Source organism: Sphingomonas sp. CD22 (assembly GCF_034556155.1).
In the GTDB taxonomy this organism is placed as follows: Bacteria; Pseudomonadota; Alphaproteobacteria; order Sphingomonadales; family Sphingomonadaceae; genus Sphingomonas.
The window spans coordinates 101,438-114,392 of record NZ_JAYDYX010000008.1 but is presented as its reverse complement, the minus strand read 5'-3'; the positions used below and the strand labels follow the sequence as shown (position 1 = coordinate 114,392).

Genomic DNA, 12,955 nt, shown 5'->3' with positions numbered 1-12,955 from the left:
CCCTCCGGACGCCCGGATGCAATCGCCCGTCGCTTTCGCCGAAGCATCGAACGCCGAAAGCCCGCGCCCCCCGCCTCTGCGAGCAATCCGTCGCAGCGATACCGCCTCAATCCTTGTCGGGCGAAGCCATTTCCGCGCGTAACTCCGCCAGCGCCGAATCCATCTCGGCCAGCGCCTCCTTGCGGCCGCTCGCGGGCATGAACTGGTTGGCGGCGATGCTGGCGCGCGAGGCCTCCACGCTCGCCACCGCGGTCATCATCGCATTCCGGCGTATGGCCGCGGCATCCACCGTCGCGGCGGTGCCCGCGGCGGCAGCGGCCTGGATGCGGTTGGTGCAGATCACCATCGTCCGCTTGTCGCCGTTGCGCCCCTGCACGACGAAGCGCTGCGCCTCGCCATCGCGACCGACGCTGCAATTGCGCTCGCTGACCTCGGGCACGCTCCGCATCGACCGGTAGACCATAGACCGGACCTCGCGGCGGTCGGAACGGCCATCCTGCGCTGTTGCATAGGTGTCGGCCCCGTCGTCGCCGGCGCCATCCTTGGCGATCCGCTTGACGGCGACGCGGCGGACGCTCGGCGCCGGCTTGGCGGCATCCGCCATCTCCGGCATCTCCCGCATTTCGGGCATCTCCCGCATCTCGGGCATCTCCATCGCGGCGGACGCCGCTTGCAGATCGATCCCCATCGTATCGCCCACCCGGTTGCTGATCGCGGCGGCGGCGCTGGTGCCCGAGGCGGTGACGCCGAGCCCGCCGAGGACGAGGGTCGAGACCAGCGCACCACCCAAAGCGAGACGGCGGCGCGATCGTGGCGACGTGGACAGCATGCGGATTCTCCCTTTCAGATCGTCGATGGTGTGCAGATGGCACGCAGCGGAAACCGCCCCGCCATGCGCCGCCTTGACGATGGCGCAGGCATAAGCGTGGCGGTCGATCGTCGACCGGCCGGTGAGCACGCGGGCGTCGTTGGCGAGTTCCTGATCGGCGCGGAAGGCGCGGAAGGCGCGCCAGGCGACCGGATTGAACCAATGCAGCGCCAGCACGCCGAGCGCGATCCAATTGGCGATCAGGTCGCCGCGCTGGTGATGCCCGATCTCATGCTCAAGCGCCAATTCCCGCTCGTCGGCGTCGTAGCGGTCGGCAAAGTCGAGCGGAAAGGCGACGTAGCGGCGCATGACGCCGAAGGCGAGCGGCCCCGCCGCCGCCTCGCTGGCGATGATGCGCACCCCGCGCACCTCCTCAATGCTCGCCGCGGTGCCGAGCAGCCGGCGGCAGTGGCGCCGATGGCTGGTCAGGTGCCAGACGAGGAAGCCGAGCGCCCCGATCGCCCAGAGCACGCCGATGACCAGGCCGATCGCCGGCGCCGCGACCGCCACCGGCGCCACCGTGTCGTGCACGGCGCCGTCGGCGACCAGGACGGTGAGCGTATCGCTGGCGCGGCTGATCGGCGTCACCGCCATTTCCTGCCACGATGCGGGCAGCGGCGGCAGCAGCAGGCGCAGCAGCGGCAAGGCCCATAGCGCATAAGCGACCTGCGGCCCGAACGCATTGCGCACCGGCGCGCGCACCAGCATCACCAGCGCCATCAGGATCGTGGAGGCGATTAGCGCCTCGACCAGCCAGCCGATCACTGCTTGAGGTCCTTCAGCAGCGCCTCGATCTCGGCGATATCTTGTGCGGTGAGTTCGTCGCGCTCGGCGAGATGCGCGACCAGTGGGGTCAATTTGCCGCCGAACAGCCGGTCGATCAACCGCTTCGATTCGCCCGACACATAGTCACCGCGCGCGACCAACGGGCGATAGAGATAGCGGCGGCCATCCTCCTCATGCGCGATCGCGGTCTTGGCGAGCAGCCGGCCGAGCAGCGTCTTGACGGTATTGGCGCTCCAGCCGCGGGCAGGATCGACACGCTCGGCCACGTCCTGCGCGGTGAGCGGCGCCTCGTCCCACAGCACCTCCATCACCGCATGTTCGGCATCGCTGATTCGTTCGACCACGGTTACGCTCCTGCTGGACTACAGGTGTAATCGTACCGTTTACGGTCGTAGTCAAGTGCGGGCCGTCGGAGTCGGGATCGCTTACAGATCGGGAGGGCATACGACCCTCGTTAACCCTAAAAGAAACAGAAATCCGCGCGCGGGGACGTTTGGCATAGCGTCTGCATATCGCATGCTAGCCGAGCGTCACGACGCTTCAGCAGGGTGGGGTCATCGCTTTTCCGCGTCTCGCGACCCCACCCGCACCCGGCCGCCGCCGATCCGCCGCTGGCAGTCCCGCCGAAAGCGACACCGCCCCGCATTCCTTCGCGCGAGGCCGGACGCCGTCACGCAGCGGCGGCGTCGCCCTTCAGCAGCGTCGCGAGCTCGCCGCTCTCGTACATCTCCATCATGATGTCCGATCCGCCGACGAATTCGCCGCCGACGTAGAGCTGCGGGATCGTCGGCCAGTCCGAATAGGCCTTGATGCCCTGCCGGATACCCTGGTCCTGCAGCACGTCGACGCTCTCATATTCGACGTTGAGGTGGTCGAGGATTGCGACGGCGCGGCTCGAAAAGCCGCATTGCGGGAACAGCGGGCTGCCCTTCATGAACAGCACTACGGCATTGTTCTTCACGACGGCGTCGATGCGGGCGTTGGTATCGTCAGTCATGGTCATCATCCTCAGGCGGCGGCGGTCTTGAGCTGCAGGGCGTGGAGTTCGCCGCCCATTCGCTCGCCGAGCGCCGCATAAACGGCTTGGTGTTGCTTGCGGAGCGGCAGACCGGCGAAGCTCGCCGATACGACGCGGGCGGCATAATGGTCGCCGTCCCCGGCAAGATCGGTGATCTCGACCTCCGCATCGGGGATGGCGGTGCGGATCAGCGCGGCGATGTCGTCGGCGGCCATCGGCATCAGCCCTGCTCCGCCTGCATCAGCTGCCGGCGCGCCTCGATCATCTTCTCGGCGAGGGCGCGGCGCACCGCGGCATCGTCGGTCTCGACACCGGCGGCGGTCAGGTCGCCGAACAGCTTGCGAACGACGTCCTCCTCGCCCGATTCCTCGAAATCCGCCTGGACCACCGCCTTGGCATAAGCATCGGTCTCTTCCGGCGTCAGCCCCATCTGCGCGGCGGCCCATTGCCCGAGCAGGCGATTGCGGCGCGCGGTGATGCGAAATGCCATCTCTTCCTCGCGCGCGAACGCCGCCTCATGGGCGTGCTCACAGTCGTCGAACATGGACATCGTCACTCACCCCATTTTTTGGTCCTCCGCACATAGGGGCGCGCCTGCGCACGCGCAACGGATGCCCGGGGAGACCGTCCCATGTCGGGCCTAAGTGGTTCGGAACAAATAGGTTAACGATGCGATAAACATAAGACGGCGGGCGCTTCGCCCGACCGCAGGAGAAGGATCATGATCAAGAGGCCCATTCCCGCTGGAGGCCACGCGCACGGATCGACCCGCGCCGCGCCGCTCACCGGCATCGTCGTCGGATCGGCGATCTCGCTGATCCTGTGGGCGCTGATGCTCGCGATCGTCTTCGCGATCCGCTGACCGGTCAGTCGACCGCGACCACCAATTTGCCGATCGCGTCCCGCGCCGCCATCTTGGCGATGGCGTCGCCGCCGCGCTCGAACGGAAAGGTCTCGGTCACGTTCGGCGCGATCTTCCCGTCGCGCCACAGATCGAACAACCGCGCGACATGCGCCGCATTGGCCTGCGGATCGCGCGCGGCGAAGGCTCCCCAGAACACGCCGCAGACGTCGCAGCTCTTGAGCAACGTGAGGTTGAGCGGCAATTTGGGGATGCCGGCGGGAAAGCCCACCACCAGATAGCGCCCTTCCCAGCCGATCGACCGCAATGCGGGTTCGGCGTAATCGCCCCCGACCGGATCGTAGATCACGTCGAAGCCGCCGCGCCCCCCCGCCGTCTTGAACCGTTCGGCGAGCACCTTGGACTGCTCCTTGTCGAAGGGCGCGCGTCCGTAGAGGATCGTCTCGTCGGCGCCCGCCGCTTTGGCCGCCGCCGCTTTCTCCTCGGACGACACCGCCGCGACGACGCGCGCGCCATAGGCCTTGCCCAGTTCGATCGCCGCCAGCCCTACCCCGCCCGCCGCGCCGAGCACGAGCAGCGACTGCCCAGCGGTCAGCCGGCCGCGATCGAGCAGCGCATGGATGGTGGTGGCATAGGTGAGGATCAGCGCCGCGCCCTCGGCAAAGCTGCGCTCGTCGGGCAGGCGGTACAGGCGCTGCGGCTCGGTGACGATGCTGGTCGCGAGGCCGCCATGGCCGATCACCCCCATCACCCGGTCGCCGACCTGCCAGTCGCTGACGCCCTCGCCGAGCGCGTCGATCACACCGGCGATCTCGCCACCCGGTGCGAACGGCCGCGACGGCTTGAACTGATATCGGTCCTCGATGATCAGGACGTCGGGATAGTTGATCGCGCACGCCTTGACCGCGATCCGCACCTGCCCCTGGGCCGGCGCCGGATCGGGTAGCTCGGTTAGTTCTAGAGTGTCAGGTCCGCCCGGCGCCGTCGATAGCAATGCCCGCATAACCGCTCCTGCTCCCGATCCAGGGGCGATGCTGATCCACCGCACCCTCGAATTTCGAAATCGCGGTATCTCTTGCCATCGTCAGACCGATCTCGTCCAGCCCCTCCATCAGGCACTGGCGGCGGAACGGGTCGAGGTCGAAGGAAAAGCGGTCCTGATACGGCGTCGTCACCGTCATCGTCTCGAGGTCGACGGTGACCGGCTGGTCCTTCGCCACCTCGACCAGCCGGTCCACCGCCTCCTGCGGCAGCACCACCGGCACGATGCCGTTCTTGAACGCGTTCCCCGAGAAGATGTCGGAGAAGCTGGGCGCGATCACCGCGCGCACCCCCATGTCGGCAAGCGCCCAGGCGGCATGTTCGCGGCTCGACCCGCAGCCGAAATTGTCGCCGGCGATCAGGATCGGCGCACCGGCATAGCGCGGGTCGTCGAACACGTTCCCCGGCTGCGCGCGCACCGTCTCGAACGCGCCGCGCGCCAGTCCCGAGCGCGAAATGGTCTTGAGCCAATGCGCCGGGATGATGATATCGGTGTCGATATTCTTGGCGCCCCAGGGATATGCGATCCCGGAGACGGTGGTGACGGCCTGCATGCGATATCGAGCCCTTAGCGTTCGGTCTTGACCGGATGCGCGAGCACGCGCGCCCCCGCCACATAAGCGGCGACGCCGCTCATCATCGCACCGGCCACCAGCAGCACCAGAACCTTCTTCATCGTGTCGCTCCCATCACGTCGCGGACGTCGGCGAGCCGCCCGGTCACCGCCGCTGCCGCCGCCATTGCTGGCGACAGCAAATGTGTGCGTGCGCCAGGCCCCTGTCGACCCACGAAATTCCGGTTCGACGTGGACGCACACCGTTCCCCCGCAGGCACCTTGTCGGGGTTCATCGCCAGGCACATCGAACAGCCCGGCTCGCGCCATTCGAAGCCCGCCTGCACGAACACGCGGTCGAGGCCCTCGGCCTCCGCCTGTCGCTTGACCAGCCCCGATCCGGGCACGACCATCGCGCGCACGCCATCGGCGACATGGCGCCCCTCGGCGACCGCGGCGGCGGCGCGCAGATCCTCGATCCGGCTGTTGGTGCAACTGCCGATGAAGACGTGCTGGACCGCGACGTCCTGCATCGCCGTCCCCGGCGTCAGCCCCATATAATCGAGGCTACGCTGTGCCGCGGCGCGCTTGGCGGGATCGGCGAAACTGTCGGGCTCCGGCACGACGCCGGTGATCGGCACGACGTCTTCGGGGCTCGTCCCCCAGGTCAGCGCCGGCGCGATGTCGGTCGCATCGAGCGCGACGCTCTTGTCATAGGTCGCGGCAGGATCGGTGGCGAGGCTGCGCCACCAGGCGACGGCCTTGTCCCACGCCTCGCCCTGCGGCGCCATCGGCCGCCCCTTCAGATAGGCGAAGGTCAGATCGTCGGGCGCGACCAGCCCGGCGCGCGCGCCGCCCTCGATCGACATGTTGGCGACGGTCATCCGCCCCTCGATCGACATCGCGCGGATCACCTCGCCGGTATATTCGATGACGTGGCCGGTGCCGCCCGCCGCGCCGATCCTGCCCATGATCGCGAGGATCACGTCCTTGGGGCTGACACCGAAACCGAGCGTGCCGTCGACGCGCACCTCCATCGTCTTCGACTGGCTGAGCAGCAGCGTCTGCGTCGCGAGCACATGCTCGACCTCGCTGGTGCCGATGCCGAAGGCCAGCGCGCCCAGCGCGCCGTGCGTCGAGGTATGGCTGTCGCCGCACACCAGGGTCGTGCCGGGCAAGGTGAAGCCCAGTTCCGGCCCGACGACATGGACGATGCCCTGCTCCGCCGCGGTCGCATCGATATAGTCGACGCCGAACTCGGCGGTGTTGCGGCGCAGCGCATCGAGCTGTTGCGCGCTCTCGGGATCGGCGATCGGCAGCATCCGCCCGGCGGCATCGACGCGCGGCGTCGTCGGCAGATTGTGATCGGGCACCGCGAGCGTCAGCTCGGGCCGCCGGACGCGCCGCCCGGCGACGCGAAGCCCCTCGAACGCCTGCGGGCTGGTCACCTCATGGACGAGGTGCCGGTCGATATAGATGAGGCAGGTGCCGTCGTCGCGCCGTTCGACGACATGAGCAGCCCAGATCTTTTCGTACAGCGTTTGCGGTCGGGAAGCCATGATGGCGGCCAGTTAACGCAAATGATGCGCCGGCGAAAGCCTCCACGACAGAATGTTGCCCGCGACGTTAAGTGGCGCGATTGTCTTCGATGATCGTACCACAGGCGCGCATCTCCTCTTCGTGCGCGTCTTCACGCCACGTTTCCGCCAGCGCCGCCGCCTCCCAAGCCTTGATCGCAGGATGCGCGAAAAGGCTTTCGCACCAACGTCTTCCCGCCTCGCCTACGTCGATGCCGAAGGTCCGAACGCGAAACGCGACCGGCGCATAGAAGGCATCGACCGCGGTGAAGCGATCGCCTGCCAGCCATGGACCGCCGAAGCGATCCAGCCCCTCCGCCCACAATTCGGCGATCCTCGCGATATCGCGATCCAGTGCGGTCGACGCCGGATGCGGTGTCGCGCGGACGCCGATGTTCATCATCCGCTCGTTGCGCAGCGCTGCAAATCCCCCGTGCATCTCGGTCACCGCGCACATCGCCCATGCCCGCGCCGCCTCGTCCTGCGGCCAGACGCCCGCATGCCGCTCGGCGAGATACAGTGCGATGCCCAGCGAGTCCCAGATCGTGCGATCGCCATCGATCAGCACCGGCACCTGCCCGCTCGGCGAAAAGGCGCGGAACGCCGTCCAGTTGTTCGCCGCCGTAAAGGGTTCGATCCGGTCCTCGAACGCAATGCCGAGCGCCGTCATCAACGCCCACGGCCGCAGCGACCAACTGGAATAATTGCGATTGGCGGTGATCAGCACGTAACCCATGGCTTACGCCTCGTACGCCGCCGTCGTCTTCGCCGCGACCTCGTCCGCGGTCACGCCCGGCGCCAGCTCGACCAGCCGGAACCGCGACTGGTGATCCGCCCGCTGGAACACCGCGAGGTCGGTGACGATCATGTCGACCACGTTCTTGCCAGTCAGCGGCAGCGTGCAGGACGGGATGAACTTGGGGCTGCCGTCCTTGGCATTGTGGTCCATCACGACGATGATCTGCTTGACCCCGGCGACGAGGTCCATCGCGCCGCCCATGCCCTTGATCATCTTGCCGGGGATCATCCAGTTGGCGATGTCGCCGCCCTCGCTGACCTCCATCGCGCCGAGCACCGTCAGGTCGATATGGCCGCCGCGGATCATCGCGAAGCTCTGTTCGCTGCCGAAATAGGCGCTTTGCGGCAATTCGCTGATCGTCTGCTTGCCGGCGTTGATCAGGTCGGGATCGACCTCGTCGTCATAGGGGAACGGCCCGATGCCGAGCATGCCGTTCTCCGACTGCAAGGTCACCGTGATCCCGGCGGGGATGTTGTTCGCGACCAAGGTCGGGATGCCGATGCCGAGATTGACGTAATAGCCGTCGCGCAGCTCCTGCGCGGCGCGCGCCGCCATCTGGTTGCGATCCCAGCCCTTCATCTGCGTGGCCATCAGTTCAGTCCTCCGGGATGGTTGGCGATCTCAGCGACGGCGTCGGGATCGAGTTCGGGGCGGGCGCCGTCGAGGCCGCGCCAGATCAGCGCCGCCGCTTCCTCTTCGGTCATGCCGAGCGCCTGCGCGTGCGCCTTGGCGGCATGGCCGATCGTGTCGGCCATCAGCACGCCGAACATCTCGGCATCGGCCAGCACGCCGGCATCGATCACCACGGTCGAGCCCGACCGGTCGGTGATCCAAATCCGCGCGACCTCGGCCGATTTGGCGCCGAGATTGGGAATGGCGGACAAAGGGATGGCACGGGGTTTCGACAGCTTCACGGCGTATCGCTCCAGCGTTTGTCGGCGGGGAACACCTCGTCGAACCCGCCCTTCAGCCCGGTGCCGTAGACCGGGTTGGGCAGCACGAACCAGCCATTGCCCCACAGATCGGCGACCGCGCCGCTGTCGGCGACGCGGCGGCGCTCCGCGGCGGAGGGGATCGCGTTGAACAGGTCGCTGAAATCGCCGAGCTGGTCACCCGCCATCGCGACGACGCAATAGCGCGCCGCGATCGCGCTGCGGCGCGCGTCCTTGCCGCTCGGCCCGTCGCGCAGGAACAGGTCGGTGCCGGGCGTGAAATCGCCCAGTCCCACCGCCTTCAGCCCGGCGATCGTACCGGCGGCGGTGGCGGCTCCGCGGTTGCTGTTGATGATGACCGTGATGTCTGCGGCGCGCAGCGCGGCGAACGCCTCGACCGCGCCCGGCACCGGCGCGACCGCCTTGGCGCCGGTCCGCTCCCAGCGCGCCCATTGCGCCGGATCGAACGGCGCGGCGGGATCGCGCGCCGCCAGCGCCTCGATACCGAGGTTGAGCACCACCGTCTCGTCGGCGTCGAATACCGCCGCGCGCGGCTTGCCCTCGCACGACTGCCATTGCGGCGCGGCGAGCGTCGCGCCCGGCCTGAGCACGACACTGTCGCCCGCCGCGCGGCGATAGCTGGCGTAGGACACGAGCGCGCGGAACGCCTGCCGGCTGAGCGCCGCCGCCTCCGCCGAGCCGTAGAGATATTGATATTGCGGCGGCACCGCCCGCGTATCCGCAGCCGCACCAGCAACCGCCCCGCTCGGCGGCGGCAGCGCGGTCAGGCCGGTGATCCGCACCAGCTTGCCGTCGGCGGTATAGGTCTGGCCCGGCGCCGGCAGCGTCGCGACATGCGTCCGCTTGCCGCCGCATCCCGCGAGCAGCGCCGCCGCCGCCAGCGCGAACCCCGCCCGCCGCATCACGCCGCCTCGCGCTCCCGCACCGTGCGGAACTCGATCTTCTTGTCGTAAGGGCTGCCGACGATCATCCGCTTCACATAGATGCCGGGCAGATGGATGTGATCGGGATCGAGGCTGCCGACCGGCACCACCTCCTCGACCTCGGCGACGCAGACCTTGCCCGCGGTCGCCATCGGCTGGTTGAAGTTGCGCGCGGTCTTGCGGAAGATGAGGTTGCCGCTCTCGTCCGCCTTCCAGCCCTTGATGATGCTGAGGTCGGCGCGGATGCCGCGTTCGAGGATATAATCCTCGCCATCGAAGCTCTTCACCTCCTTGCCCTCGGCCACCAACGTGCCGACGCCGGTCTTCGTATAGAAGCCGGGGATGCCCGCGCCGCCGGCGCGGCAGCGCTCGGCGAGCGTCCCCTGCGGGCAGAATTCCACCTCAAGCTCGCCGCTCAGATATTGCCGCTCGAATTCCTTGTTCTCGCCGACATAGCTGGAGATCATCTTCTTGACCTGCCGCGTGCGCAGCAGCTTGCCGAGCCCTTCGCCGTCGATCCCGGCATTGTTGCTGGCGATGGTCAGGCCCGTGACGCCCGATGCCTGGATCGCGTCGATCAGCCGTTCGGGGATGCCGCACAGGCCGAAGCCGCCCGCGCAGATCGTCATGCCGTCGTGCAGCAGGCCGTCGAGCGCCGCCGCCGCATCGGGATAGAGCTTGTTCATCGCCCGTGACTCTCCTGTCTTTGCCGCGGCGATAGCGGGACGGGCGCCGCAGCGTCAAATGGAAGTGCCCCGCCGGTCCGCCCCATCCGCACCGTCACCCCGGACTTGATCCGGGGTCCCGCTTTTACGCGGAATCGACGGGCGGTCAGAGAAGCGGGACCCCGGCTCGAGGCCGGGGTGACGAGCCTTACTTCAGCGCCGCCTGCGCCGCCGCCAGCCGCGCGATCGGCACGCGGTACGGCGAGGCCGAGACGTAATCGAGGCCGACCTTCTCGCAGAAGGCGATGCTCGCGGGATCGCCGCCATGTTCGCCGCAGATGCCGAGCTTGATGTCCGGCCGGGTCGCGCGGCCGCGATCCGCCGCCATCTGCACCAGCTCGCCGACGCCCTCGATATCGAGGCTGACGAACGGGTCCTTGGCGTAGATGCCCTGTTCGACATAGGCGCCCAGGAAGCGCGCCGCATCGTCGCGGCTGACGCCCAAGGTCGTCTGGGTCAGGTCGTTGGTGCCGAACGAGAAGAACTCGCCCGTCTCGGCGATCTCGCCCGCCTTCAGCGCCGCGCGCGGCAGCTCGATCATCGTCCCGACCAGATAGTCGATCGTCTTGCCACGCTCGGCGAACACCACCTGCGCCGCCTTGTCGACCACCGCCTTCATCAGGTCGAGCTCGCGCTTGGTCGCGACCAGCGGGATCATCACCTCGGGGATCGGTGCCTTCCCCGATTTCTCCGCGACGTCGAGCGCCGCCTCGAAGATCGCCCGCGCCTGCGTCTCGTAGATCTCCGGATAGGTCACGCCCAGCCGGCAGCCGCGATGACCCAGCATCGGGTTGAATTCGTGCAGCTCGGTGGCGCGGCGCTTCAATTCGTCGATATCGACCCCCGCCGCCGCGGCGACCTCGGCGAATTCATTCTCCTCGTGCGGCAGGAATTCGTGTAGCGGCGGATCGAGCAGCCGCACCGTCACCGGCAGGCCCGCCATCACCTCGAAGATCGCGGTGAAGTCGCTGCGCTGCGCCGGCAGCAGCTTGTCGAGCGCAGCGCGGCGGCCCTTCTCGTCCTGCGCGAGGATCATCTGGCGCACCGCGGTGATCCGGTCGGCGTCGAAGAACATATGTTCGGTGCGGCACAGGCCGACGCCCTCGGCGCCGAAATCGCGCGCGGTCTGGCAGTCGAGCGGCGTCTCGGCATTGGCGCGGACCTTGAGCCGGCGGACGCCGTCGGCCCATTCCATCAGCACGCCGAAATCGCCGGCGAGCTCGGGCTGCACGGTCGCGACCGATCCGAACATCACCTCGCCGCTGGTGCCGTCGATCGTGATCGTATCGCCCTCGCGCACCTCGCGGCCCGCGACCTTCATCACCTTGTCCTTGGCCGAGATCGACAGCGACCCCGCGCCCGAGACGCACGGCCGGCCCATGCCGCGCGCCACCACCGCGGCGTGGCTGGTCATGCCGCCGCGCGCGGTGAGGATGCCGGTCGCGGCATGCATGCCGTGGATGTCCTCCGGGCTGGTCTCGACGCGGACGAGGATGACCGATTCGCCCGCCGCCTTGCGCTTCTCGGCAGTGTCGGCGTCGAACACGACGGTGCCCGAGGCGGCACCCGGCGAGGCGGGCAGGCCCTTGGCGATGACGTCGCGCGGCGCTTCGGGGTCGAGCGTCGGGTGGAGGAGCTGGTCAAGCGCCATCGGATCGACGCGCAGGATCGCCTCGTTGCGGGTGATGAGCCCCTCGTTCGCCATATCAACCGCGATCTTCAGCGCCGCCTTGGCGGTCCGCTTGCCCGAGCGCGTCTGGAGCATCCAGAGCTTGCCCTGCTCGACGGTGAACTCGATGTCCTGCATGTCGCGATAATGCGTTTCGAGCCGGTCGAACACCGCCGCCAGCTCGGCATAGACTTCGGGCATCGCCTCTTCCATCGACGCGGGCTTGGCGCCCGCCTCCTCGCGCGCTGCCTTGGTCAGATATTGCGGCGTGCGGATCCCTGCGACGACATCCTCGCCCTGCGCGTTGATCAGGAACTCGCCGTAATAAGCGCGGTCGCCCTTCGACGGATCGCGCGTGAAGGCGACGCCGGTCGCCGACGTCTCGCCCATATTGCCGAACACCATCGCCTGGACGTTGACCGCGGTTCCCCAGTCGGCGGGAATGTCGTTCAGGCGGCGATAGACCTTCGCCCGCTCCGATTGCCACGAGCCGAACACCGCGCCCACCGCGCCCCATAATTGGTCGTGGACGTCCTGCGGGAAGGGCTTGCCCCATTCCTTCTCGACCAGCCCCTTATATTCGGCGACCAGCGCCTTGAGGTCGGTCGCGCTCAGCTCGGTATCCAGCGTGAAGCCGTTGTCTTCCTTGGCGATCTCCAGCGCTTCCTCGAACGCGCCGTGATCGAGTTCGAGCACCACGTCGGCATACATCTGGATGAAGCGGCGATAGCTGTCCCACGCGAACCGCTCGTCGCCCGATTTGGCGGCGAGCCCCTCGACCGTCGCATCGTTGAGCCCGAGGTTGAGGACGGTGTCCATCATCCCCGGCATCGACACGCGCGCGCCCGAGCGCACCGAGACGAGCAACGGATTGCCCGCATCGCCGAAGGTCTTGCCGGTGATCCCCTCGATATGCGCGATCCCCTGCGCCACCTCGTCGCGCAGGCTCTGTGGGAATTGCTCGCCCTCGTCGTAATAGGTCGTGCACATCGCGGTCGAGATGGTGAAGCCCGGCGGCACCGGCAGCCCGATCGACGCCATCTCGGCAAGGTTCGAGCCCTTGCCGCCGAGCAGATTCTTGTCGCCCTTCCCGCCGTCCGAAACGCCGCCACCGAAACGGTACACGTATTGGGTCATCGCTGGTCCTTAGCTACGGTATGATGCCTGCCCCGGGGAGGATG

The 12,955-nt window shown here is 67.9% G+C and carries 15 protein-coding genes; 1 reads left to right on the top strand and 14 read right to left on the bottom strand.

Annotated features, from left to right (window positions below; genetic code table 11):
* Nucleotides 1–106 precede the first annotated feature (106 nt).
* From SFC76_RS15925 to SFC76_RS15905, 5 genes are all read right to left on the bottom strand, one after another.
* Complete coding sequence (locus SFC76_RS15925; protein ID WP_322850391.1) at nucleotides 107–1,633, bottom strand: M56 family metallopeptidase; 1,527 nt, start codon at nucleotides 1,631–1,633, stop codon at nucleotides 107–109.
* The gene (locus tag SFC76_RS15920; protein ID WP_322850390.1) at nucleotides 1,630–1,998 is read right to left on the bottom strand and encodes a BlaI/MecI/CopY family transcriptional regulator; all 369 of its coding nucleotides are present in this window, start codon (nucleotides 1,996–1,998) and stop codon (nucleotides 1,630–1,632) included. The genes SFC76_RS15925 and SFC76_RS15920 overlap by 4 nt, the downstream gene beginning before the upstream one ends.
* Nucleotides 1,999–2,324: 326 nt before the next feature.
* Nucleotides 2,325–2,651, bottom strand: coding sequence for a Grx4 family monothiol glutaredoxin (grxD, locus tag SFC76_RS15915; RefSeq protein WP_322850389.1), 327 nt, complete (start codon nucleotides 2,649–2,651; stop codon nucleotides 2,325–2,327).
* A gap of 11 nt (nucleotides 2,652–2,662) precedes the next feature.
* On the bottom strand, nucleotides 2,663–2,893 hold the full coding sequence (locus tag SFC76_RS15910; protein ID WP_322850388.1) for a BolA family protein: 231 nt from the start codon (nucleotides 2,891–2,893) through the stop codon (nucleotides 2,663–2,665).
* On the bottom strand, nucleotides 2,893–3,222 hold the full coding sequence (locus SFC76_RS15905; RefSeq protein WP_322850387.1) for a DUF1476 domain-containing protein: 330 nt from the start codon (nucleotides 3,220–3,222) through the stop codon (nucleotides 2,893–2,895). Before SFC76_RS15905 ends, SFC76_RS15910 begins: the two co-directional genes overlap by 1 nt.
* 171 nt (nucleotides 3,223–3,393) lie before the next feature.
* Between SFC76_RS15905 and SFC76_RS15900 the strand changes: the two genes are divergently transcribed.
* Nucleotides 3,394–3,534, top strand: coding sequence for a hypothetical protein (locus SFC76_RS15900; protein ID WP_322850386.1), 141 nt, complete (start codon nucleotides 3,394–3,396; stop codon nucleotides 3,532–3,534).
* Between the two features lie 4 nt (nucleotides 3,535–3,538).
* On the opposite strand, the gene SFC76_RS15895 is transcribed toward SFC76_RS15900, so the two are convergent.
* The 9 genes from SFC76_RS15895 to ppdK form a co-directional block, all read right to left on the bottom strand.
* Nucleotides 3,539–4,537 carry an NADPH:quinone oxidoreductase family protein gene (locus tag SFC76_RS15895; protein ID WP_322850385.1) on the bottom strand — a complete coding sequence of 333 codons (999 nt, stop codon included), beginning with the start codon at nucleotides 4,535–4,537 and terminating at the stop codon, nucleotides 3,539–3,541.
* Nucleotides 4,500–5,129, bottom strand: a complete 630-nt coding sequence (gene leuD / locus SFC76_RS15890; RefSeq protein WP_322850384.1) for a 3-isopropylmalate dehydratase small subunit — start codon at nucleotides 5,127–5,129, stop codon at nucleotides 4,500–4,502. The genes SFC76_RS15895 and leuD overlap by 38 nt, the downstream gene beginning before the upstream one ends.
* A gap of 118 nt (nucleotides 5,130–5,247) precedes the next feature.
* On the bottom strand, nucleotides 5,248–6,687 hold the full coding sequence (gene leuC, locus SFC76_RS15885) for a 3-isopropylmalate dehydratase large subunit (protein ID WP_322850383.1): 1,440 nt from the start codon (nucleotides 6,685–6,687) through the stop codon (nucleotides 5,248–5,250).
* 67 nt (nucleotides 6,688–6,754) lie between these two features.
* Nucleotides 6,755–7,441, bottom strand: coding sequence for a glutathione S-transferase family protein (locus SFC76_RS15880; RefSeq protein WP_322850382.1), 687 nt, complete (start codon nucleotides 7,439–7,441; stop codon nucleotides 6,755–6,757).
* A gap of 3 nt (nucleotides 7,442–7,444) precedes the next feature.
* On the bottom strand, nucleotides 7,445–8,095 hold the full coding sequence (locus tag SFC76_RS15875; protein WP_322850381.1) for a CoA transferase subunit B: 651 nt from the start codon (nucleotides 8,093–8,095) through the stop codon (nucleotides 7,445–7,447).
* Entirely contained in the window at nucleotides 8,095–8,418 is a 324-nt protein-coding gene (locus SFC76_RS15870; RefSeq protein WP_322850380.1) for a DUF5076 domain-containing protein, read from the bottom strand. The genes SFC76_RS15875 and SFC76_RS15870 overlap by 1 nt, the downstream gene beginning before the upstream one ends.
* The gene (locus tag SFC76_RS15865; protein ID WP_416222434.1) at nucleotides 8,415–9,362 is read right to left on the bottom strand and encodes an HAD family acid phosphatase; all 948 of its coding nucleotides are present in this window, start codon (nucleotides 9,360–9,362) and stop codon (nucleotides 8,415–8,417) included. The genes SFC76_RS15870 and SFC76_RS15865 overlap by 4 nt, the downstream gene beginning before the upstream one ends.
* Complete coding sequence (locus SFC76_RS15860; RefSeq protein WP_322850378.1) at nucleotides 9,359–10,066, bottom strand: CoA transferase subunit A; 708 nt, start codon at nucleotides 10,064–10,066, stop codon at nucleotides 9,359–9,361. The genes SFC76_RS15865 and SFC76_RS15860 overlap by 4 nt, the downstream gene beginning before the upstream one ends.
* A gap of 187 nt (nucleotides 10,067–10,253) precedes the next feature.
* Complete coding sequence (gene ppdK / locus SFC76_RS15855) at nucleotides 10,254–12,911, bottom strand: pyruvate, phosphate dikinase (protein WP_322850377.1); 2,658 nt, start codon at nucleotides 12,909–12,911, stop codon at nucleotides 10,254–10,256.
* Between the last annotated feature and the right edge of the window lie 44 nt (nucleotides 12,912–12,955).

What these genes read in the sequence shown, in the direction of transcription:
- SFC76_RS15910 (WP_322850388.1), bottom strand. Translation starts at nt 2,893, where the DNA reads ATGCCGATGGCCGCCGACGACATCGCCGCGCTGATCCGCACCGCCATC.
- SFC76_RS15875 (WP_322850381.1), bottom strand. Translation starts at nt 8,095, where the DNA reads ATGGCCACGCAGATGAAGGGCTGGGATCGCAACCAGATGGCGGCGCGC.
- ppdK (WP_322850377.1), bottom strand. Translation starts at nt 12,911, where the DNA reads ATGACCCAATACGTGTACCGTTTCGGTGGCGGCGTTTCGGACGGCGGG.
- SFC76_RS15900 (WP_322850386.1), top strand. Translation starts at nt 3,394, where the DNA reads ATGATCAAGAGGCCCATTCCCGCTGGAGGCCACGCGCACGGATCGACC.
- leuC (WP_322850383.1), bottom strand. Translation starts at nt 6,687, where the DNA reads ATGGCTTCCCGACCGCAAACGCTGTACGAAAAGATCTGGGCTGCTCAT.
- leuD (WP_322850384.1), bottom strand. Translation starts at nt 5,129, where the DNA reads ATGCAGGCCGTCACCACCGTCTCCGGGATCGCATATCCCTGGGGCGCC.
- SFC76_RS15905 (WP_322850387.1), bottom strand. Translation starts at nt 3,222, where the DNA reads ATGTCCATGTTCGACGACTGTGAGCACGCCCATGAGGCGGCGTTCGCG.
- SFC76_RS15860 (WP_322850378.1), bottom strand. Translation starts at nt 10,066, where the DNA reads ATGAACAAGCTCTATCCCGATGCGGCGGCGGCGCTCGACGGCCTGCTG.
- SFC76_RS15880 (WP_322850382.1), bottom strand. Translation starts at nt 7,441, where the DNA reads ATGGGTTACGTGCTGATCACCGCCAATCGCAATTATTCCAGTTGGTCG.
- SFC76_RS15895 (WP_322850385.1), bottom strand. Translation starts at nt 4,537, where the DNA reads ATGCGGGCATTGCTATCGACGGCGCCGGGCGGACCTGACACTCTAGAA.
- grxD (WP_322850389.1), bottom strand. Translation starts at nt 2,651, where the DNA reads ATGACTGACGATACCAACGCCCGCATCGACGCCGTCGTGAAGAACAAT.